This window comes from Halomonas almeriensis, from assembly GCF_030409235.1.
GTDB lineage: Bacteria > Pseudomonadota > Gammaproteobacteria > Pseudomonadales > Halomonadaceae > Halomonas > Halomonas almeriensis.
Genome location: NZ_JAUFPO010000009.1, coordinates 376,779 through 399,217, shown reverse-complemented (window position 1 = coordinate 399,217; position 22,439 = coordinate 376,779). Strand labels below are relative to the sequence as shown.

At 61.0% G+C, this 22,439-nt stretch carries 12 protein-coding genes; 2 read left to right on the top strand and 10 right to left on the bottom strand.

All coding sequences use genetic code 11. The features are described 5' to 3' along the window. Positions 1-132 precede the first annotated feature (132 nt). From QWY74_RS08615 to QWY74_RS08605, 3 genes are all read right to left on the bottom strand, one after another. A complete protein-coding gene (locus QWY74_RS08615; RefSeq protein ID WP_290314165.1) occupies positions 133-798 on the bottom strand; it encodes a LuxR C-terminal-related transcriptional regulator in 666 nt (221 codons plus the stop codon). Between the two features lie 192 nt (positions 799-990). Beyond that, positions 991-2,940 (bottom strand): acetate--CoA ligase, encoded by a 1,950-nt coding sequence (gene acs / locus QWY74_RS08610; protein ID WP_264824071.1) that lies wholly within the window; start codon positions 2,938-2,940, stop codon positions 991-993. A gap of 173 nt (positions 2,941-3,113) precedes the next feature. Continuing rightward, positions 3,114-3,665, bottom strand: a complete 552-nt coding sequence (locus tag QWY74_RS08605) for a SprT family zinc-dependent metalloprotease (RefSeq protein ID WP_264824072.1) — start codon at positions 3,663-3,665, stop codon at positions 3,114-3,116. A 63-nt stretch (positions 3,666-3,728) separates the two neighbouring features. Between QWY74_RS08605 and QWY74_RS08600 the strand changes: the two genes are divergently transcribed. Both QWY74_RS08600 and plsB read left to right on the top strand, forming a co-directional pair. After that, positions 3,729-4,376: a YecA/YgfB family protein gene (locus QWY74_RS08600; RefSeq protein WP_290314163.1), complete on the top strand. Its 648-nt coding sequence runs from the start codon at positions 3,729-3,731 to the stop codon at positions 4,374-4,376. 51 nt (positions 4,377-4,427) lie between these two features. Then, on the top strand, positions 4,428-6,863 hold the full coding sequence (gene plsB / locus QWY74_RS08595; RefSeq protein ID WP_290314161.1) for a glycerol-3-phosphate 1-O-acyltransferase PlsB: 2,436 nt from the start codon (positions 4,428-4,430) through the stop codon (positions 6,861-6,863). A gap of 6 nt (positions 6,864-6,869) precedes the next feature. Here plsB and QWY74_RS08590 read toward each other — a convergent pair whose 3' ends face one another. From QWY74_RS08590 to QWY74_RS08560, 7 genes are all read right to left on the bottom strand, one after another. Next, a complete protein-coding gene (locus QWY74_RS08590) occupies positions 6,870-7,637 on the bottom strand; it encodes a class I SAM-dependent methyltransferase (protein ID WP_290314160.1) in 768 nt (255 codons plus the stop codon). After that, positions 7,634-8,338: a tRNA (adenosine(37)-N6)-threonylcarbamoyltransferase complex dimerization subunit type 1 TsaB gene (gene tsaB, locus QWY74_RS08585; protein ID WP_290314159.1), complete on the bottom strand. Its 705-nt coding sequence runs from the start codon at positions 8,336-8,338 to the stop codon at positions 7,634-7,636. Before tsaB ends, QWY74_RS08590 begins: the two co-directional genes overlap by 4 nt. 111 nt (positions 8,339-8,449) lie before the next feature. Further along, positions 8,450-9,106: an adenylate kinase gene (gene adk / locus QWY74_RS08580; protein WP_290314158.1), complete on the bottom strand. Its 657-nt coding sequence runs from the start codon at positions 9,104-9,106 to the stop codon at positions 8,450-8,452. Positions 9,107-9,311: 205 nt separating this feature from the next. After that, positions 9,312-12,707, bottom strand: a complete 3,396-nt coding sequence (locus QWY74_RS08575; protein WP_290314157.1) for a CshA/CshB family fibrillar adhesin-related protein — start codon at positions 12,705-12,707, stop codon at positions 9,312-9,314. Between the two features lie 2 nt (positions 12,708-12,709). Next, positions 12,710-15,502, bottom strand: coding sequence for a hypothetical protein (locus QWY74_RS08570; RefSeq protein ID WP_290314155.1), 2,793 nt, complete (start codon positions 15,500-15,502; stop codon positions 12,710-12,712). 52 nt (positions 15,503-15,554) lie between these two features. After that, the gene (locus tag QWY74_RS08565; protein WP_290314154.1) at positions 15,555-16,112 is read right to left on the bottom strand and encodes an OmpA family protein; all 558 of its coding nucleotides are present in this window, start codon (positions 16,110-16,112) and stop codon (positions 15,555-15,557) included. Beyond that, on the bottom strand, positions 16,109-22,339 hold the full coding sequence (locus tag QWY74_RS08560) for a COG1361 family protein (protein ID WP_290314153.1): 6,231 nt from the start codon (positions 22,337-22,339) through the stop codon (positions 16,109-16,111). The genes QWY74_RS08565 and QWY74_RS08560 overlap by 4 nt, the downstream gene beginning before the upstream one ends. Positions 22,340-22,439: the final 100 nt, after the last annotated feature.

The following is a 22,439-nucleotide window of genomic DNA, read 5'->3' as shown; positions in this document are numbered from 1 at the left end:
AAGGAAGAAGGAAGAAGGAAGAAGCCAGGCTAACGCTCGGGATTGTGGCGTCAAGGGTTTTCTTCCCGCTTCAAGCGGTGTCAGCCGCGTACTTCCCTCTTCTGTCTTCTGGGACGTCGGCACAGCCGACGCTCAGGATTGCTCCACCTTCGGCGGTTCGACCTCGAGTTTCTGGGCCGCGATGACCGCCTGGGTGCGAGAATGCACGCCCAGCTTGCGCAGGATGGCCGTGACATGGGCCTTGATGGTGGCCTCGGAGACATTGAGCTCGTAGGCGATCTGCTTGTTGAGCAGGCCTTCGGTCAGCATGTTGAGTACGCGGAACTGCTGCGGGGTCAGCGAGGCAATGGCCTCGGCAAAACGGGCGTCCTCTTCATCGGACTCGCCGAGAGCCTCGGCCATGTCTTCCGGTAGCCAGACTTCGCCGTCCAGGATCTCACCGACGGCCTCGGCAATCAGTGCCAGCGAGGCCGACTTGGGTATGAAGCCCGAAGCCCCGTAGTCGATGGCCCGCCGCACCACATATAGCTCATCACTGCCGGAGACCACCGCCACCGGGATGTCCGGTGTCTGTCCGCGCAGCTGAATCAGTCCCGAGAATCCATGGGCCCCGGGCATGTGCAGATCCAGCAGGATCAGATCGGCATCCGGGTGTCGGGTCACGACATCAGTGGTGGCTGCCATGGTGTCCGACTCGACGATCTCGGCCTGCGGTGCCAGTTGACGCAACGCCTGAGTCAAGGCCGCGCGGAAGAGTGGATGATCATCGGCAACGATGAATTTCTGGGCAAAGGCCATGGTTCTCCTCCGGTTCCGGACGCAACGGGCTGAAAGGGCCCCGCCGCCCGCTGGATGCTTGTCGTTTACAGCATGTTACCCCATGGCCGAGGCAATGCCCAAGCACTCCACTGCTATTGTCGACACTTCGCCTCCAGGTCGCAAAAAAGCCGACCCATGGGTCGGCTTTCTGTGCGTCGGGACACGAACTCATCAGCGGTTGGCGCGATGTTCGATCAAATCCTCGACCACCGAGGGATCGGCCAGAGTGCTGGTATCACCCAGGCCGTCGCACTCGTTCGCGGCAATCTTGCGCAGGATACGACGCATGATCTTGCCGGAGCGGGTCTTCGGCAGGCTCGGTGCCCACTGGATGATATCCGGCGAGGCGATCGGCCCGATGTCCTTGCGAACCCACTGGGTCAGCTCCTTCTTGAGCTCGTCGGACGGCTCGATCTCGTCATTCAGGGTGACATAGATGTAGATGCCCTGCCCCTTGATGTCATGCGGAAAGCCCACCACCGCGGCCTCGGCCACGGCCTCGTGGGCCACCAGCGAGGACTCGATCTCGGCGGTGCCCATGCGGTGACCGGAGACATTCAGTACATCGTCGACGCGGCCGGTGATCCAGTAGTAACCGTCCTCATCACGACGGCAGCCGTCGCCGGTGAAATACATGTTCTCGTAGGTGGAGAAGTAGGTCTGCACGAAGCGTTCGTGATTGTTCCAGATAGAGCGCGCCTGGCCCGGCCAGGCATCCAGAATCACCAGGTTACCATCCGTGGCGCCTTCCAGAAGGTTGCCTTCGTTGTCGACCAGCGCCGGCTGGACGCCGAAGAACGGCAGGGTCGCCGAGCCCGGCTTGAGATCGGTGGCACCGGGCAGCGGGGCGATCATGATGCCGCCGGTCTCGGTCTGCCACCAGGTATCGACGATGGGGCAGCGCTCATTGCCGATCACACGGTAGTACCATTCCCAGGCTTCGGGGTTGATGGGCTCACCGACCGTGCCCAGCAGGCGCAAGCTGTCTCGCGAGCTGGAGTCCATGACGTCATCACCATGCGCCATCAGGGCCCGCACGGCGGTCGGCGCGGTGTACAGGATGTTGACCCGGTGCTTGTCGACGATCTCGCCCATGCGCCCATTGGTCGGATAGCTCGGCACGCCCTCGAACATCAGGGTCGTCGCCCCGTTAGCCAGCGGCCCGTAGACGATATAGCTGTGCCCCGTCACCCAGCCGACATCGGCCGTGCACCAGTAGACCTCGCCTTCCTGGTAGTCGAAGACGTACTGATGGGTCATGGCGGCCTGCAGCAGGTAACCGCCGGTGGTGTGCTTGAGCCCCTTGGGTGCCCCGGTCGAGCCGGAGGTATAGAGAATGAAGAGCGGATCCTCGGCACCGACGTCCTCCGCCGGGCAGTCCGTGGACTGCTGGTCGACCAGCTCGTGGAACCAGACATCACGTCCTTCATGCCAGTCGACCTGGCCTCCGGTGCGCTGAACCACCAGCACCTTTTCGGCGACATCGGTGCCGTCTCGCGTCAGGGCGGCGTCGACGTTGTCCTTGAGCGGCACCTGCTTGCCGCCGCGCACGGATTCGTCGGCAGTAATCACCACCCGAGAAGCGGCATCCTGAACGCGCTGCGCCAGGGCATCCGGCGAGAAGCCCCCGAAGACCACCGAGTGAACCGCGCCGATCCGGGCACAGGCCAGCATGGCCATCGCCGCCTCGGGCACCATCGGCATGTACAGGGTGACAGTGTCGCCCTTGCTGACCCCCAGCGACTTGAGTGCGTTGGCCAGCTGGCAGGTACGCTCGTGAACCTCGCGATAGGTCAGCGTCTTGGACTGGCCAGGATCATCACCTTCCCAGATGATCGCCGGCTGGTCGCCGCGCTTCTCCAGGTGGCGATCAAGACAGTTGACGCTGGCGTTCAGCTTGCCGTCCTCGAACCAGCGAATATCGACGTTGTTCGAGGCAAAGGAGGAATTCTTGATGATGGAAGGCTGGATGGACCAGTCGAGTCGCTCGGCCTGCTCCGCCCAGAACCCTTGCGGATCATCCACGGAGCGCTGATACATGGCCTGGTAGGTCGCTTTGTCCGCCCAGGCGTGGGCGGCGATGCCATCAAGAACGGGGTAGATGTGCTGCTGATCGCTCATCAAAATGCCTCTATCCTCGGGATGATCCCTTCAGGTTGATGAAGCCGGGCAAGGACACAACGGCCCGCCCGACGCCATGAATCTTGATTCCAGCATACGCTGCGCGGAGCGCGGCTCCCCTTAGACATTGGTATGAAGATTTTTCTTATTTATAACAAGATGTTAGCGGAAAATCACGCTCCATCTGAACGCCCCACGTAGATCAGGGGGCGGCGGCAGTCACGACACAGGTATTGCCGACCCTTGCGCGCCAGACCATGACGCCGCGCTGTGAAATCATGCTCGCGGCACGCACAGCGATAGCGGTAGGGAGAGGGACTGGCACGGCGAGTATCAAACTGATGAGTGACTCGAGGCTCGAGGCCGAACAACTGACGCATCACCGTGCGCCATTCATGGCCGTGTGGTGCAAGATGCTGACCATCGGCCAGGTGATGGACCAGCCAATGCGCCATTTCATGGGGCACCACTTCCACCAGGAAGGCGTGGCGATGGTCATCGAAGAGTACCGGGTTAAAGCGCAGCCCCCCGCGACCGAAGTGCGCCTGCCCGGCGCCCTTGCCACGCAGGTCCAGCCAGACCGCCGGGCGCGGCAAGCTATCGTGGACATCACGGCACAGTCGCCAGGCGGCCTCGACCCGCTCATGCAGGGCCTGCTGGCTGGCATCACGGTCGAGGGCATCGAGCCATCGGCGATCAGGGTCGGGCAACACGGGCGACGTCATAGGGTGCTAGAATGACGCCACGCCAAGGCAGCGTAAAGTCCACTTATTTCAGAGCCTCAAGACATGTCCGAGACCGAAGCACCGCAACCCCAGCCACTCCTCGATGACGAAGCCCTCGACCAGCTCGATGATTTCCTCGAGTCGGATAAAGTGGATGCTGATGCCCTGGACCTGATCAGCGCCCACGGCTTTCTGATCGCCCTGGCCATTGCCCCGCGCGAGGTCCCGTCCACGACCTGGGTGCCGGAACTCTTTCATGGCGAGCCGGACTTTGCCGACGACACCGAGCGGCAGCGCATCCTCGCCCTGCTGGAAGCATTGCGCCACAACGCCATGCAGGTGCTCGAGGGAGGCGGCCTGCCAGAGTTGCTGTTCGACCTGGAACTTGGCGGTGCCGCCCCCGAGGAAACCCCGATCGGTGACTGGTGCGCCGGCTTCATGGAAGGCGTCTTCCTGGACGAGGCTGCCTGGTTTGCCGAGGACGAGGAAGCCGCGGCCACCCTGTTGCTGCCCTTCATGCTGCTATCCGGGCTGTTTGCCGACGAGCCCGACATGGCCGAACTGGCCGGCGACACCCAGCGCCTCGAGAAACTCGCGGGTCAACTCCCCGAGCTGGTGCTGGACCTTTACCTTCACTACCGAGTACCGCCGGAAACGCCCAAACCCAAGCCTCGCCGCAAGGGTCACCCCGGCCGGCCCGGGAAGCGCTAGGCGCGAATGATGCCCGACACCCGGTCCCCCTCTTCGTCCGAGTGCACCAGGATGCCCAGACCGCGTCGCCTCCAGTGGCTCCGTGCGCCACTGCGCCACCTGGTCGCGGCCGTCACCCAGGTACGCCTGCAGGAACCCTCGGCGCAGGATCTGGGCATCGCCCCCGACATGCCGACGCTCTATGTCCTGCCGCGCTCGTCACTCTCCGACGGCCTGCTGCTGGAGAGTCTGACCCAAGATGGCGACCTGCCCGATGCCACGGCTCGCCACCAGGTGGGTGACCAACTGGTGGCATCGCTCATCGCCCTGCCGAGCACGCGGCGGCGCTTGATGCAGCGTCGCCGTCGGCCCACCGCCCCCTTTCAGGCGGCCTTTGAGGCGTATCGGCAAACCGGTCAGGACATCCAGCTGGTGCCGGTCAGCATTTTCTGGGGGCGCGCACCGGGCAAGCGCTTCGGGATCTGGCAACTGCTGGCCGCCGACAGCTGGCGGCTGACCGGACGCCTGAGACGATTGCTCGCCGTGCTGGTCAACGGCCGCGATCTGGAAGTGCACTTCGGGGCTCCCCTGCGCCTCTCGGAGCTCGACGATGGCCGCGACATCCCCCTGACCGATCGCAAGGCCGCCCGCCTGCTGCGGGTGCACTTTCGGCGCATGCGCAGCCGGGTGCTGGGGCCGGACCTGTCGCATCGTCGTACTCTGATCGAAGGCGTGGTGCACAGTGCGCCGGTCCGCAGCGCCATTCAGCAGGAGGCGACCCGTCCCCGTCAGCAGGCTCGCCTGTCAAGACGTGCCAGGCGCTATGGCCGAGAGATCGCCGCCAGCATGAGCTACCCAGTGCTGCGTTTCATGGACGGCCTCCTGCGGCGCCTGTGGAATCGGCTCTATGACGGCGTCGATGCCCGCGGGCTGGAAGGTGTCAAGGAACTGGCCGGCGAGCACACCCTGGTCTACGTGCCCTGCCATCGCAGTCATATCGATTACCTGCTGCTTTCCTATGCGCTGTACTCCCAGGGCCTCATGCCGCCACACATTGCCGCAGGGCGCAATCTCGACATGCCGCTGATCGGCCCCCTGCTGCGGCGTGGCGGCGCCTTCTTCATGCGCCGCAGCTTTCGCGGGCAGGCCCTGTATTCCGCGGTCTTCCGAGAGTACCTGCACCGGCTGTTGAGCCGCGGCCATCCGCTGGAATACTTCATCGAGGGCGGCCGCTCGCGCAGCGGTCGTATGCTGCCGCCACGCCCGGGCATGCTCTCCATGACCCTCGACTCCTTCCTGCGGAACCAGCAGGAAGGCGGGCAATCGCTGATCTTCGTGCCGGTCTATATCGGCTACGAGCGTATTCTCGAGGAGGCCAGCTATCAGCGCGAGCTGGCCGGCGGAGGCAAGCGCAAGGAGTCGCCGCTGGCCCTGTTGCGGGTGCTGCGACGCCTGCGCGAACCGCATGGCCGCGTGGCGCTGAACATCGGCGAGCCGCTGGCTCTCAACACCTTCCTGGATCGCGAGGTACCCGAGTGGCGCCAGGCAGCGTCGACCGACGCGCGCCCCGCCTGGCAACGCCATGCCGTGACACGACTGGGCGAGACCCTGAGCCGACGCATCAACGCGGCGGCCTCCCTGAACGCGGTGAATCTGGTGGCCCTGGTCCTGCTGACGACACCTCATCGCGCCATCGAAAGACCGCTGCTTGAGCGACAGATGGCGCTGCTGGCCGGGCTCGGCGGGCGCCGTGCCACGGCCCTGCCGGAGGGCGAGCCGAAGGACTGGGTCGAGCAGGTCCACAAGCTGGGCATGCTCAACCACTGTCGTGACACCCTGGGCGAGCTGATCACCGCCGAACCGGCGCAGGCCACCCTGCTGGGCTGGTATCGCAACAATGTCCTGCACCTGTTTGCTCTGAGCGCCCTGACGGCCTTTGCCTTCCGCCACCATGCCCACCATACGCTGGACGACCTGGAGACACTGCTGGCGCCCAGTTGGCCGATCCTGGCGCGCGAGCTGGCAATCGACGCACCGGCCTCGCTGCGTGACGGCCTGGCCGAGGTGCTGGATGAACTGACCCGGCTGTCGCTGCTGGAGGTCGATGAAGGCGGTTGGCGGCCCACCCGTTGCCTGGCCGGTGAAGAGCAACTGCGCATGCTGGGTCGCTTGATTCAGCCCTCCATGGAACGTGGCTATCTGCTGCTCTCGGTGCTACTCAGCGAGGCACCCGGCCACTTCACCCGGGAGGGGCTTACCCAGCGCACCCGACAGCTGGCCGAGCGCCTGGCACGCCTGACCGGTCGCGACTCACCGGAATTTTTCGACAAAACCCTGTTTTCCGGGCTGGTCGACAATCTGGAGGGCGAAGCCTGGCTCAGCACTGACGAGGCAGGAGCCTTGCATCCCGATGCACGCCTGAGCGCGGCGGCCCGGCAGGTGGAAACTCTCTTCGACCCGGCACTGCGCCAGCGTCTGCGGCGAGTGCGCCGTCAGGCAGAGGCCTGAACGACCTCAAGTGGCCTTCAGGGAGCGGTGCACGTAGAGGTCATAGCGGCTGGTCTTGCCTTCCAGGGTGTGGCGCGGCGGGGGGCCATCAATGGCCGGCGCCTTGCGCGGGCGCTTAACTACCACCCGATGCGTCGCCACGTCCAGGGCGGCCTCCAGCAGGCGGGGCGCATCGGCATCGTCGCCGGCCAACTCGCGGAACAGCCGCATTTCCTTCTTGACCAGGGCCGACTTGGCACGATGAGGAAACATCGGATCGAGATGAATGACCTGCGGTGCCACCCCGCCCTGCTGCACCAGCGCAGCCAGGTCGCGTCCGGCATCGCCATGCACCAGCTGCATACGGGCGGCCACTTCAGCTGCCTCGGGGTCGCGGGCAGCGCGTTGCAGGCCATCCTGAAGCAGCGCCGCGATGGCCGCCACGCGCTCGATGAGCAGCACCTCGGCTCCCAGCGAGGCCAGCACGAAGGCATCGCGCCCCAGGCCGGCCGTGGCGTCTACCACCGAGGGCGTGATGCCCTGGCCGAGACCGCAGGCCCGGGCGATCAACTGGCCACGACCGCCACCGAAGCGGCGTCGATGGGCTGCCCGGCCCGTCACGAAATCCACCGCCAGGGGGTTGCCGTACTCTCTCGGCTCCCCCGCCAGTACCAGGCGACCGTCCTCACGGCGAAGCACCAGTGGAGCGTCCGGAGCCAAGCTGCGCAGCGGCAGGCCCCAGTGATCCGCCAGGGCTGGGGCGGCCTCCACCGCGACGCTGGCATCAGCGCTCATGGCTGCTTGCGCCAGGCGACCTGGTCGCGCAGGTAGACCGGTTGCACTTCATGGGCGGCACGCCCCTCGCCCGCTGCAAAGGCATCGGCGGCCAGCAGCGCCATATCCTCGGCCGTCACCTCGATATCCGGCAGAGAGAGACTCATGGCGACCTGAGTCGGGGCCGGCATGTCGGCCTGCAGCGTCCAGCCCGAGCCCACTCCCACCCAGTCGTGGTCGTCATGGCCGGCCGGCAGATACAACTGCGCCGGCGGCAGCACGGCTTCATCGCTCAGGGCCTCGACCCGTCCCTGGAAGCAACGCCAGCAGGCGGCATAGACCTCGCCCATGCGCGCATCCAGCGCAGTGACCAGATAGCGATAGTGATGACGACGATGGGCGCCCAGTGCCAGTGACTGCAGGGTCGATATCCCCAGCAGCGGGCGATCGAGACCGAATGCCAGCCCCTGGGCGGCACCGGCGGCAATGCGCAACCCGGTGAAGGAGCCGGGGCCACGACCATAGGCCACGGCATCGAGATCGCCGGGCGAGAGGCCGGCCTCGCCGAGCACCTCGTCCACCATGGGCAGAAGGCGTTGTGTATGGGTGCGCGGCGCCAGCTCGAAGCGGGATACCAGCTCATCCGGCGCTTCTTCGCGGCGACGCAGCAAGGCAGCAGAACAGGCGCTCGATGAAGCATCCAGGGCCAACAGGATCGGCATAGCAGCAACCATGAGTATGAGTTGAACGGGCCATTATACGCAGGGTCCCCAGCACAACGAAGGCCCGCCGAAGCGAGCCTTGGGATCCTGCCGGGCAACGTCGCGCCGCTCTCAACCTTCCAGGGCGTTGATCACCTGCGAGGTAATGTCATCGACACTGCCGACACCTTCAACGCGGTGGTAGCGCGGCGCCTGGCTCGGCTCCTGCTCGGCCCAGCTCTGATAATACTCGACCAGCGGAGCGGTCTGGTCATGATAGACCGACAGGCGATTGCGCACCGTGGCCTCGCTGTCATCATCGCGCTGAATGAGTGCCTCACCGGTCACGTCATCCTTGCCGGCTTCCTTGGGCGGATTCAGGTCAACGTGATAAACGCGCCCGGATTCGGGGTGCACGCGGCGACCCGCCAGGCGGTTGACGATCTCCTCGTCCGGCACGGCGATTTCCAGAACATGATCGATCTTCACGTCGGCGTGCTTCATTGCATCGGCCTGGGGAATGGTGCGCGGAAAGCCGTCGAACAGAAAGCCGTTGGCACAGTCCGGTTGCTGGATGCGCTCCTTGACCAGCGAGATGATCAGGTCATCTGACACCAGTCCACCCGTCTCCATAATCTCCTTGACCTGGAGTCCGAGCTCGCTGCCCTCCTTGACGGCGGCACGCAGCATGTCACCGGTGGAAATCTGCGGAATACCAAAACGCTCGCAGATGAACTGGGCCTGGGTGCCCTTGCCGGCGCCGGGGGCGCCCAACAAGATCAAACGCATAGAACTACTCCTTAGTAACAGGTAATGAAATACTGGATTATACGCCCAGGCATATCCGGGCAGCATTGCACCCAATACCAATAAGCCAACAGTTGTTGGCAGACAATACCGATGCCGCCTCTCGGGCACAACTCCCCAAAAGCCTTAGGTGGTGCTTTCCGGCTACCCTTGTCGTTACCCTGTCATCAGGCAGGACTTCACTGATTTACGGAGGACACTGCCCTGCGGCTCCTTCAATCCTGACATCATAGCTAACCGTGCCCTGCGCGCCGGGGGCAAGCTGGCCGTCGAACTGCCAGGCCACGCTGCCCTGATAGCCTTCTGCGTTAGTGCCATCCGGAGTGTTCGCTGTACAGCCAGTCAGGTTCTCCGGAAAACTGGTTGGGCAAGCAACGCCGGCTGCCAGGGAGGTGTAGGCCGGGGTGGCGTCGTTGACTTCAAGGTCGTCTATCGGGGAGCTGCCGCCGTTGGTATAGCGGATCTCATAGCGCAGCACCTCGCAAGGCTCGCCCTGATTGCGGGTCGTAAAGGCGGTATCACCGTCATCCCCTCCCCCTATAGCACCGTCCACGCCAATATTACGCACGCGCTTTTCAAGGCCTAACTGGCCGGTTTGCACCCGGGTGATATCGGTGACCGCGGCGCTATCGGTTACGGTGCTGTTGTCAGCAAGTGCCAGCGTCTGGGTCGCGGTTAGTTCTACGCTGTGCTGGGCGCCAGTGGGGGCATCGGCCGGGGCAAAGACGCGCACCAGCAGGCACAGCTGTTCTTCGGCCTCTACGTTAACGGTTAGCGGCTCGTTAAAATCCGCTTCACCGCTGCAGCTCGGGTCTCGGATGACTTGCTGGCTCCAGGCCGGGCTATCCGGTGTGCTGGTCGGGTTCGCCAGGCTGAAAGTCACCTCGCCGGCAGTGGCGGCGGTAAACTGGTGGCGGTAGAAGATTACATTACCCGGCGCTACATCGCCCTGCTGGTTGGGCACCAGCCGGGGTGAACCGACCTTGCCGAAGTTGATACCTTCCCAGACGGTGCCCGGGGATGGCACCGTAAAGGTCATCTCGGCATCGTCGAGAGCGTCCAAGGTAATGTCGGTACCTGCCGTACCATCAGATTCACTGATGGCGCGAAAGCCATTGGGCGTCTCGGCCACCAGGCAGGCCGGCGTATTTTCATCGTTAACGCCAAGCGCCAGCGACCAATCGCCGTTGCCGTTGGTCGTGGTCTCGGCAAGCACATCACCTGGCTGACAATTACCATTGCTGTTATCGAGTGCTTTAACCATAACCCCGCCCAGCCCGGCTTCATCACCATTGACCTCACCATCGTGAGCAATGCCGCCAGTGGCGCTATTCAGGCCGTTATCATTGAATACCCGCCCGCTAATCCGGGTGGTCGGCTCCAGTATGGTGATACGATAGTCTTCCACCTCGCCATCGGCGGCTATCGCGCTGGGGCTAAGGCTGCTCTGGCTGGACCAGCGAAAACGGGCAAAGGTCTCGCCCGGCTGGGCATCATCAGGCACCGTCACGGTTAGGTTAATAACATCGGTGCCGCTGACGTTGGCGGCTATCTGCTCATCGCCACCGTTAAAATTGTCATTTCCGTCCCAGTCGACCCAGGCGTCCAGGGTGCCGCTGCCACTTACAAACACCGGAATCGTCACGCTAGAGCCCGGCACCAGAGAATCGGGCAGCTGTACACCGTCATCCTGCTCGTGTGCATCAGCACTTGCATTGGGCGTCGCCTCATTCCGGGAGATTGGCTCAATAGCACCCAGATAAGGCGATATCGGATCAAGGATAAAATCCGCCAGATCAATCGACGTAGCCGTTGTCGGCGAGGTAGGTTTGCTTCCGCCATCACCGATACGCCGCAGCAGATGGTGACCTGGCAAGGCATTGTCATAAGCTGCCGGCAGGTCGCCAAAATCACGCCCAAAGGGCACGGCATAGGCTGCAGCCTGTTTGCCTACGATATCGGCTACAAAGGAGGTTTTGCCAATATTGTCGGAAAGGGCTACAAAGCTGCCGCGTAGATTGCCTGAAGGGTTTGCATCCAATGTGCGACCATCCGCTGACCATTCAAGCTGCAGCCCGGTACCTGAAGCTACATCAATCAGTTCCCACGGATCTTGATCTGTTGTGACCCGCCAACCTTCAGAGCCATCCGTGCTTTCTGCATCAGCCACAGCAATAATATTATCAACTAATAAACCGTTTAGACGGGTTTCCCATTGAATTTCATAACTGAAACCTACACCGTTATCTACGTTACTTAACCCCACCGGATTAACTCCACCGTAGAACGAATCTAGCCGATCTCCACCAAAATCCCCGGTGTTATAAGGTTCAATAGGCGACCCTTCGATATCATACAGCAGTGCCGTCACTTCCAAAGGCCCGTACTCCCAGGTTTTACGGATCACGTCACCAGTCTGAAAAGTGTTTTTTGTGCCACAGTTCCAGTCGAGCCACAGCAGGGAATCCTTATACTGGCCATCACCGGAGGTGGCATAGCCCGCGCCCGCACCAGAATCGCTAAGATCAGTTGTAGGGCATTGAGCGGCGCTAGAGGCAATATCCTGAACCGTCTGGGTCACCTGGTTATTACCCGCCGTGCCATCATTGCCACCGTCATTATCGTTGCTGGCGCCGGTCTGGCCGGTGAAATTCACCGTGTCAACAGAAACAGGCGCTTGCCAATCAAAAGTACAAACTGATGAGTTGTTAGCTGAAACAGAAGCTGGAGAAGCAGGCGAGCAGGACAGGTTGGAAATAGTCCCCTCATCCACACTGGGCTGACAAAATGCGCCAGTGGCGGCATAAGGCCCATCGTTGATACAGGTTAACTCAAGGTCAGTGTAAGTATCCCCTGGAAAAAAAGCGTTTGGCAAGTTGCTGAACTCTGGCCGCATATCGGATACTTCATTGTACGTCCATATTAGCTCTATCCCGTCTCCTGAACCAGGAGCCCCGAGCATTTGCAGATCAAATACTACCTCAGTAAAAGTGCCATTAACTTGGACACTTCCGCAGGCAGTACCGTCTAAACTCGAAGCACGACATTCGGTTGAAAATCCAAAATCGGAATTTACATTAAAACCTCCTCTTATCCGGGTATCTGACTCATCAACAACAAAATGATCAACCCCCGAACGCCTAGTCAAAGACTGCGCACCGTCAGATTCACCTGTATTTAACGTAAAAGCCGCAGTATTTATAACACCTGACGACCGCCCCCCTAATCGGTCGATATGCAAGACGGGGTCTGTGACCGGGTAAGGGAATTCAAAAACGATTCTTCCTTCATTCGTTGAAAGAACGCCCGGATTAAACACCCATTGATGCGAGGCATCACCGCCCACATCCGGTGTGTAGATATCATCCAAATTATTTACTGTATCATTAGAAAAGCTAGAAAATGAGCCACCGCTGTAAGTCGCAGAAACCGTTGTTACTCCATCAGTGCTAGTATAATTTCCTCCACTCCCCGACCAGCTGCCCGTTTGGGCGGCATGGGTAGCCGCACTGCATAGCCAAGCCACCGAGAAAAGCAGAAACCCTGTACCGAGTTTTAAAGCCTTGAGCCATGTTGTTTGCATTTCTACTGCACCTTTAATCCAAATGTCAGGGTGGCTTGCTCACCTGGGGCCAGGGTGCCAGCGTTGGCGACGATATCGCCAACGCCGCCGTTAGGCGGTTGGGTCTCGGTACAACTACCGTTAGGCGTCGTGCATTCAAAGGCATTCGCCTGGTAGACGGTAAAAGACTGGGTACGGTCGCTGATGGTGACATTGCTGAGGTGTTCCACCCCCTGGTTGGTGGCGACCAACTTATAAATCACGCATTCGTCCGGCGCGACATCAAAGGAGGTAAACACAAAGCTGCCGCTGTCAGGGTTACCATCGCATTGGCTGTCCAGAGACTGGCGCTTGGTAATCACGATATCGCTCTTGTTAGCGGTGGTGGTGTCGGTGGCGGTGTCGCTGACGTTTTGAGCGGCTTCTACCGTCAGCACCTGGATATTGACATCGCCCAGCGAGGTCTCGGCGGGGGCAAAGATGCGCGCAAACACGGTAAAGCTTTCGCCCGGCGCCAAGTTGCCGCTTAAATCTCCATCCGCGTTCAAGCGGGTATCACCCGGGCTCCATTCGCCGTTAGCGTCAGTGTCCTGATAAAGCACCACTGCCCAATCGTCGCTGTTGGCATCCGCGCTGGCGGTCAGGGTTAGCTCAGTCAGAACAACATTGCCGGTATTGCGCACCTGGTGGGTATACACTACAGCGCTGCCCGGCTCGACCTGGGACTGCTGATCCGGTGTCAGGCTGATAGCAGCGCCAGCGGTCACCGTCACGCGGTCAAACTTGATGTCCTGGGCGTTAGTCGTGGGGCTTTGCGCACGGAAGTAAAGGTCCACGCTGTCACCGCCGGTGGCGTTGGCCGGGGCGGTTACCTGGGCGCATACCTGATGGCTCTTATCAGCCGGAATTAGAGGCGTTGTGCTGATAGCCTCGCCAAGGGCTGAACAGTCGCCGCTGCCGCCGTCGTTGAAAAATTCAACCTGCCAGCCGTCAGGCAACTGGTTGGCCTCAAAGGGGCTAAGTGTGTCGCTATAGGCCAGGGCGTAGCTGTCCTGGCGGTCGCTGGTGTTGTTGATAAAGAGGTTAAACGTGGTGGTATTGCCCGGTGCTACCTGGTTTTCATTGACTGGGGCTGTTTCAGGGCCAATGCCTTCACCCGGGGCGCCGCCATTACCGTCAGCTTCTGCATTATTGGTGATATCCACCGAGTTTTCGGAGATTGCTGTCAGGCGGTCTGTTACCGCATTGCTGACGCTGGCATCGGTATTGGAGGTGGCCACCTTGGTGACATCATAAGGCCCGCCTGTGGCATCCGGGGGCAGAATGGCCTTAAGTACCACCTTGATACCGCAGGCGTTGCTATGTGAGACAAAGCGCGCGGGGCAGCTGTCACTGCTATCGGGAATCGGGATCGGGCCAGTATCCACAGTGCCGCTGCCGGTGGTATCGGTCAGCGGAGTGGCGCCATCGCTGCGGAAAAGCTGGAAAGCCGTGCCCTCCGGGAAGGGGGCAGTAAGCGAATTTCCTTCACGGTCTTTCAGTTTATCGATTGCAATATCAAAGCTGTCAGTACCGTCACCGGTGTTCCAGATAAAATTCTCGAAAACTGCGGTGCCGCCCTGGCCTATCGATGCCACATCCACGACATTGCCATTTTCGAGGGCATCATCTACGCCTACGCTGCTGTCAGTGCCTGTATTATTGGCCACTACGCCGGGGTCCCGGGCACGGTCGATAATGGTATAGACGGCGGTATTGGTAGAATAGAAACCCGTATCGGGAAAGCTGTCTGTTTCAGCTTCGTTAAGATACTTGTAATCCGCCGTGTTCAGCACCCGGCTGCCGGCCGGAATGCCCGCATCAATATTGACCTCAAAGGTCAGGGTGGCTCGCGCGCCTGCCGGAAGGCTGCTGATAATTGCCTTAACACGGTCAGAACACCCTGTCTCGTAGGCACAGTAGTCTATATTTTCACCATTAACAGTCTGATTACCGTCATCAGCATCGGTCAGTGGCGTGGTGGTATCCAGGCTCCAGCGGGCGGAACCTGATACATAGGTCATGCCGCTGGTGGAGATCGTCGTACCACTTGGATTCGTATACTGGGTAGGCAGCAGATCCTGAATTTCAAGGTTTTCGGCTTTCAATGGGGAAATATTGCGATAACTTAGCGAAACCGTCAGGTTCTGGTTGGGTGAAGGGCCAAGGTTCTGACTCAGGGACTTCACTACCTCGACCACAGGCCCGTCAGGGAAAACAACTTCGTCTTTGTTGGTCTGCGTCTGGCTGGAATCCTTGTCGCTGGTAGCACTCAATTCAAACAGTTCAAGCGTGCTAGCTGTACTACCCGTTGCAATGGCTTCGATAACAAGATCCAACTGCTCGCCCGCCGCGACCACGCGGGTAGGGCTTGTCCAGCAGCCGCTAGCATCAGCTGAGCTGCTATCAAACAGCGGGTCACCGATATCCGGCTGGCCGTCGTTGTCGGTATCCGGGTAGACCGCCCACTCGTCAACGCTTGCAGCCACATCGACCACACACAGCTGGTAGCTGTCATCCACGTTACCGGTGTTGTTAAGGGAATGGGGAAAGCGCACCGGCGCACCGGAAACGGCGGGTTTGAGCTGGCTGGCCTCCAGGGTGAAAGCGGGCACCGGCTGAACCACGGTTTCCACCAGGTTGGAGGTCACGCTCTGGGTTTCAGCCGTCTGGCTACAGGTGTCATCCAGGCAGGCACTGAATGAGGCCGAGGCCTGATTGCTGATCACCGTGCCCGCCAGCGGGGCAGCCTGGGCGCTGGCACCTAGTGTCAGCATACTCAGTACCAGGCCTATGGTTGTAAAAACTTTTTTTATGCATTTCATTGGTTCACTCCACTGGTGTGGGCGGAGTGAAGTCATCACCGCCGCTGGCCTCAGCGTCCAGACTCAGCACCAGGGGGCGCCCCCGGGCATCGAGCAGCAGCATTTCCACGCGGCGATTGATAATGCGGTCATCCACCGCCGTGCTGTCAAGTATCGGCATGACCCTGCCCACCGGGCTGGAACGCAGCCGACTTGACGATAGCCCCTGACCGGTCAGATAGGCCACCACGGCCTGGCGGCGGCGCTCGGAGAGCTCAAGGTTATAGGCCTGGGAGCCACGCTGGTCGGTAAAGGCGCGGACACTCAGCTGCAGCTCCGGGTGATCTTCCAGCAGGGCCAGGTTACGGTCCAGCCGCTCACGTTGGTTGGCGTTAAGCACGGCCTGATCAAAGCCGAAGTACACTGCCGGTTCCCATAGCCGGGTATTATCTTCCGCGGTGGGCACTACCTGCGGCTCGGTATTGCAGAAGGCATCATATTCGGCATACAGGGATTCCGTAGAGGCGCAGCCCGTCAAGGTCCCTGCCACCACTATAATGGCAGCCAGTGGTGTCTTGTTCATTGTGACTCTCCCATATAGCTGCGTTGATCGGAAGCCGTGGCATCCAGCCAATCAAGGCTGTTTTCGTCAAACTTGAATTCAAAACCGATATACAGGCCTTCGGCGTTATAACCTTGTGGGTCAAGGTCTTCATCCCTGAACCCGCTGACGTTGTAACCAATGCCCAGGCGCAGGTTACGTTTCACCAGGGCATTAAGGCCCAGGCCATAGCTGTAGCGCAGCTCGTCGCCACCATCGCTGGTCAGTACGCCGCCGTGCAGGTCAAGATCAAAACGGCGGTTGAAATCCCAGATCACTCGGCCATCGGCAATGTAGGCCTCGGTGGATTGGCTGAAGGCATCCAGCTCGGTGGTCTGCCATTTGCCGCCGACACGGCCTGACAGAACCCAGTCATCATGGGCCTGATAGTTATGATGGTTGGAGAGCAGGTGAACGGTGCTGTCGTTACCATTGTCGCCGCCCCACTTTTCCTTCCACTTGTACATGAACAGCATATGGTGGCGGTTATCCGTCAAGGGGCGACGGGCAAAACCAAAGGTCACAATGTTGTCGCCCTCACGGGCCTTGTCGTCAAAATCCTGCAGGCGCAGATCATTACGCACCACGCCGGACCAATCCTGGTCGAGACGCCAGATATTCGCCGCGCTCAAACCGTAATAGGTACGGTCATTGCCAAAGCGGGTTTCGATCCGCGCCAGGGTGCGGCGGTTTTCATCACGCAGATCCTCCACTGCCAGCGACGCCGCGGTGCTTTCCTGGTTGCTGTCACCTTCTACCGCGTTGATCCATTCAAACGAGGGGCTGACCGACAGGCCTTCCTCGATCTCGATATCCGAACGAACCCCACTGGCCACGGCAGTATCGCGGCCATCCTGGGCGCCATTGAGGCGGTATTCGGAAAACACATCGGTGCTTTCGGTCACGCTGGAACGGGTACCCAGCGCCAAGCGTTCTGTCTCGTTGTCACTGTTAAGCTGGTTGACCCCGCTCAGGCTGTTCTTGACATCGTAGCGGGCGTAAACGCTGGTGTTGTCGGAAATCCCCAGCTCAGCATCCGCCTGCAGGCGCCTGCGGTCACTGCTGGACACATCCTGCTCATACTCGGCGCCCAACGAAAGCGGCTTGTCGGCAATGCGCAAATTGCGCTCAACGCCCACGATACCGGTATCAAAACGCTCTGTGCCGTCCTCGTCGCGCTGCTCGATGCGTCTGGCCCCGGCGGTCAGGCGCGTCTTGCCCAGCTGCAGCTCCCCCATCAGGCCAACGCTGGTCTGCTGGTCATCGCTTTCAAGCTCGTTGGAATGGATGGCTTCCACCTTGGCATCCAGGTTCTCGCTCAGCGGCTGGCGGTGTTCCAGGCGGGCTTCCTCGCGGCCTTCACTGATGCCGCCGGCGCTGTTACGGAAGCCTTCTTCTGCCCGCGCCCAGCGCAGGTCGGTACTGGCACCGTTCTGCCACTGGCGCTTGGCGCCAATGCTGACGGCCTCGCCCTGGGTATCGTCCTCGCGGTTGTTCATGGTGGCTACTGAGCCGTAGAGAGTATTGCGGTCATCCAGCCTGTAACGGGCCGTTATACTGCTCAGGTCAAAGCCGGTTTCTGCATGGTCGTCGTCGGTGTAGCTGACGCTGGCATCAATTTCATCCGTAAACTGGTGGGTAAGGCGCGCGCCCAGAATGGTACTGGTTTTATCGCTTGAGTCTGCCAGCTCATAGTTGGCGCGGATCACCACAGGGTTGTTGTCATCGTCAAAGGACGGAATGACATCGAAGAAGCGGATATCGCCGGTGAAGTAGTTGATCGAGTAATCAACGTTGCGCCGCAGGGTGCGGGTAGACAGCGCCAGCCCGGGGTTGTTGCGGTCGCGCACCACCAGTTCCAGAGTTTCGGAGCCGCGCCGTGGGCGGTTGCTGAGGGTAAACAGCATGGCGGTGCCGTTACCGTCGATTTCCTCGCTTACCTGGTCATAGTCAGACTCGGCGCCAAACAGCTGCAGGCGGGTGCTGTCATTTTCCAGCACGGCGTTGATACCGGTCAGAGTTCGCTGTACCCGGCCAAGGTCTTCGTAGTTGTTGCCTGAGTCGGTCAGGTAGTCCCCCCACATCAGGCTGTTGCGGTTTTTTTCCAGCTTGGCGTAAAGCTTGCTGGAACTTCGTGCATCGTAGCCGCGCACCGAGGCATCGCCCGCGATAGGATAGTCATCGGCCGGATTGAGGTCGCGACGGATTTCATCTTCCTCATCGAGCTTATTTTCGCTGTCGTAGGCCAGGGTCAGGTGCATATCGCCACGGATACCGCCCTTGATAAAGGCCGCCAGGCGTTTTTCGCTGCCGTCCCGGGGGACATCGCTGGCCAGCGCTGTTGGCATCTCGCCATTACTGCTGACGTTGCCAAAGGTGTGGCGACCCTGAACAAGGCCAGTAGCCACCAGCGGGCGCATGGGGGCAATCTGTTCAATACTGGCGCGAGCGGTGACATCATTGAGCGAGCCCTTGAGCTCTACCGGGCCGGTATTCTCGGTGCTGCGCAGATTGACCCGCGCCTCGCCATCACGCACACGTACCTGGAAGCCAGGGTTATCCGGCTGCAGGTCTTCCTCCACCCAGAGGCCACGGGTGTTCTCAAGGGTTACAAAGTGGGTGCCGCGCGCCGGGTTGCCGTTGGCATCCGTCACCTTAACCACCACGCCAACGCTTGAACGGCCACCATCGGCCGCCAGGGTGGCAGCTTCCGGCTTGAGCGAAAGCGAAGAGGCCGAAGCCGGGCGGGTGATCTCGGTCGCCGCCAGCTCTCGCTGGTTACCAAAGGCATCCTGGGTCATCACCCTGACGTCGTTGGTGCCTTCTTCCAGCGGTACGCCGTACCAGCTGATCACCTGGGCACGTTCACGACGGTTGAGAATCTGCTCGCCAAGATAGCCCTCGCCTACCGCCTCATCATTGATTACCAGGGTGGGGGTCAGCCCGCCAGGTACCACCACTTGTAGGCGACCATCCAGGCTCAGGCCATCCTCGGGCCACAGCCACTCACCTGCCTCGGCCTGCTGGCGGGTGATGCGCGAGGCCACGTCGGCGGTTTCCGGCATCTGCGCGCGCTGGGTATCCTGCTGAGGCACTCTGGGCCACGACTCCTGGGGCGTGCTTTGCTGCAGGCGCTGCTGCAAGTCGTCCTGCTCGTCGAGCATGCCCTCGCGGGTATACACCCCGCTGCCCAGGTCGCCGTTGCCATCCGCCTGGTTGAGGCGACGGTTACGGGTATTGTCGCGCAGCGGATCAAAGCGAGCGGCTTCATCAAGCATCCACTCGCCGTCAATATCGGCATTGCGCTGCTTGAGCTCTGCCAGCAGGTCGTCAGCGCGCTCGGGTGACGGGCAGGCTGCGGCAAAGTCGGCGCGGTGCATCTCACCGCCCTTCAGGTCAACAAAACGGCTTTCGCCATCCGCCGCATGGCGGTTATCAATCGGCTTGAGGGTCAGACCTTCCGGCAGGGTGAGGGTATCCACCTTGATGGTATGCAGTTCCGGGCGTAGGCCAAACACGCTGTATTGGCCGTTTTCATCGGTAATTACCCAGGTACCATCCTGCAGGTAGAGCTTGACACCGGCAATCGGCCATTCGCCTTCACTCTGCAGGTTGTTGCAGTCACTATCCACGTAGACCTTGCCAAACAGCATGGAGCGATCAGACAGCACGCCCTCGCTGCGAACCTCCACCTCGGCCTCGTCCTGGTTGGAGGTATAACTAAAGCCGGAGCGGGTCGCAGCGTTGGCCGTAGCGCGGTTGATACCATCGCTGTCGATAGCCCCGGCGGAAAGCCGCATGGCGTAATGGAGGGTGACGGTGGCGCCCGGCTCCAGCACAAAGGGCTGCAGGCTATCGGCTTCATCCCGGGCCAGGCGGAGGGTCATCTGGCTGCCCAGGCCCTGCTGCGGCTCAGGAATTTCAATGCGTTGATCGTCTACTTCCAGCCAGGCGCTATCAGTAATATAGCGGAAACCGTAGGCCGGGGTGTCTTCGACCCTGGGGTCGTACAGCGGCTCATCCAGGTTATTGGTGATATCCACCGTATAGGAAACGACATCACTGACGGCGGCTCTATCCTCCTCGGCATTTTTGTCAATCACCAGTACGCCATCCTGGCCGGCGCCGCTGGGGTCGAGTGGGATATCTACAAAGGCACTGGCTGCGCCAAGCAGAAAAGCCCCGGCTACGCCTTCTTGTGCGAACCCTCCCAGGCCGTAGGAGCTGTCGTCAACATTGCTGAAGAACTCGCGCGCAGACTCGATGTTGGTGGTGGCCGGGAAAGCATAGCCTGGCGGCGGTGCCACATCCAGGTAGTAACAATAACCCGGCGCCGCTTGCAGGAACTGGTATTGGCCGATACCACTGAGGTTACCACTGGCATCGGTAACATCCGAGGCCAGTGGCTCCCCGCTTACGGGGTCACGAGCGGGCTGATAGTCGCCCGCTTTCAGCGCGCTGCAGCTGGCTGCCTTACTTTCTGCAAGAGGCTGGCGCGACTGGAAAAGGCTGACCTCGGCGCCGCTGACCGGTGCCCCGGTGCTGGCGTCAAAGACGGTACCAAAGGGGTTGACGGCGGCGGTATCGGTAATCGTCTGGGTACTGGCGACGCTGCCATCCGGGGCGTAAGTGGGCACGCTGAACAGGGTATCAAGACGATCATTAGGGCGGGAGTTCAGCACGCAGCCCTGCTCGATAGCCTCCGCTGTGGTGGTCGTCGACGTATAGCGCAGGGCGTTATCCGGCGTGGCATCAGCCGGGCACTGTTCGCCGCCACCTTCCAGATTCTCGCTAAGCACCATGGGGTAGACGCTGCGGAAGACCCCCGTATCCGGGCCGGTTTCCTGCAGGACCACCCGCAAAGTGTCTCCGGTCTGCCGTGAAGTGACTGTGGCTTCATAAAGCCGGCGGCCATCCGCGGTCTGGTGAAAGAACTCGGCCTGGCCGCCCTCCAGGTTCAGCTGGGAAGCGCTCAACCGCAGATACACTCCCTCCTGCAGCACCTCCGGATTACCCTCTGCCATCAAGGTATAGAGTTCGGCATCCACAAAATCACTGTCATCACCGTGGCGAGGCGTTGTGCCTTCTTCCAGCACCGCATTAGAGGGCCGCTGAAAGCGGATCTGCGCCGGCTGGCCGGCATCCACGCGGTTACAGACCTGGTTGCTCTCAACCTCCGCCTGACCATCGCCCTGGTAATCAATCTCGGCTTGGTTAAACAGCAGAGTGCCCGCCGTGATGTCCCGGTTGACCGTCACCGCAAAGCTGAACTCTCCGGACTGGTTAGGCTGGATATTGGCCGCCGGGACCAGAAAGCCCACGCGCTGCACCGCGCTGCCGTCCCAGTTTGCATAGCGCTGCCAGGTATCAGCACTAGCCCCGGCAAGCTGGACCAGAAGCTGGCCCTGCAGCGGGGCAAAGGAAAGCGGCTCACCGGCCTTGAGCCGGGTATTGGCCGGCAGAGGGTCTTCAATCAGCACGCCGCGCTCACGGCTGCCCTCCACCAGCAACTCACGCTCCTGGGGTAGCTCACGGCCTACATTACTGAACGAGATGGTATAGCCGAGAGACTCGCCTTCCTCAAGGGGCTGTGAGCACATCTGTGACGCCTGCTTATTAAGCGTCAGGATAGCGCCGGCCATCACCTGGATTCGGTCAGTCGCGCTGTCGGTCACCTCGCCGTTAGTTGCGGAGATCGCCTTAAGAGTCAACTCGATAGTGTCATCCACCCGGGCGTTGACGGGCAAACTGCCGCTGATCACCAGGTCAAGGCTCTCACCCGGCAGCAGCTGGGGGAGGGTCTCCACGGCCGGCTCGCCGGGGTCGGCCAGGCCATTGCCGTTGGAATCGATATGTACGCTCAGGCCGTTCAGGTCGGCGCTGTCGCCCTCGAAGTTTTCCAGCACCAGCCGGTAGGTGTCCTTCAGGTTACCGGTATTGGTCAAACGATGCTCGATATTGACACTCTGGCCGGGAGCCGCCGTGCGCGTCTTGTCATCGTCCAGGTTCAGATTGACCCGCTCGGCCACCACCACGCTGGAGACATTGGAAAGTACCCGCACCACTTCACCTTCCAACGGGTCGAAGTAGGTCATCTCAGCCTGGTTACGCAGCACGGTTCCCGGGCTGGTAAGTGCTTGGGCCAGGGCGCTGCTGGCCATCAGTACCAGAGCCATCAAGGCAGCCACGGTTAGGCGTGAAGCGTTCATAAAAGATTACCCTGAGTGCTAATGGTCGGCAGGCTAAGCCAGGGGCTTTCCAGGCAACGGCACGCCACTGCCTGGAAAGCCCTCCCCCTAAGGGGAGAGC

Bases quoted from the DNA above. Each gene is read 5' to 3' on its own strand.
- QWY74_RS08615 (WP_290314165.1), bottom strand. From the start codon at position 798: ATGGCCTTTGCCCAGAAATTCATCGTTGCCGATGATCATCCACTCTTC.
- acs (WP_264824071.1), bottom strand. From the start codon at position 2,940: ATGAGCGATCAGCAGCACATCTACCCCGTTCTTGATGGCATCGCCGCC.
- QWY74_RS08605 (WP_264824072.1), bottom strand. From the start codon at position 3,665: ATGACGTCGCCCGTGTTGCCCGACCCTGATCGCCGATGGCTCGATGCC.
- QWY74_RS08600 (WP_290314163.1), top strand. From the start codon at position 3,729: ATGTCCGAGACCGAAGCACCGCAACCCCAGCCACTCCTCGATGACGAA.
- plsB (WP_290314161.1), top strand. From the start codon at position 4,428: ATGCCCAGACCGCGTCGCCTCCAGTGGCTCCGTGCGCCACTGCGCCAC.
- QWY74_RS08590 (WP_290314160.1), bottom strand. From the start codon at position 7,637: ATGAGCGCTGATGCCAGCGTCGCGGTGGAGGCCGCCCCAGCCCTGGCG.
- tsaB (WP_290314159.1), bottom strand. From the start codon at position 8,338: ATGCCGATCCTGTTGGCCCTGGATGCTTCATCGAGCGCCTGTTCTGCT.
- adk (WP_290314158.1), bottom strand. From the start codon at position 9,106: ATGCGTTTGATCTTGTTGGGCGCCCCCGGCGCCGGCAAGGGCACCCAG.
- QWY74_RS08575 (WP_290314157.1), bottom strand. From the start codon at position 12,707: ATGCAAACAACATGGCTCAAGGCTTTAAAACTCGGTACAGGGTTTCTG.
- QWY74_RS08570 (WP_290314155.1), bottom strand. From the start codon at position 15,502: ATGCTGACACTAGGTGCCAGCGCCCAGGCTGCCCCGCTGGCGGGCACG.
- QWY74_RS08565 (WP_290314154.1), bottom strand. From the start codon at position 16,112: ATGAACAAGACACCACTGGCTGCCATTATAGTGGTGGCAGGGACCTTG.
- QWY74_RS08560 (WP_290314153.1), bottom strand. From the start codon at position 22,339: ATGAACGCTTCACGCCTAACCGTGGCTGCCTTGATGGCTCTGGTACTG.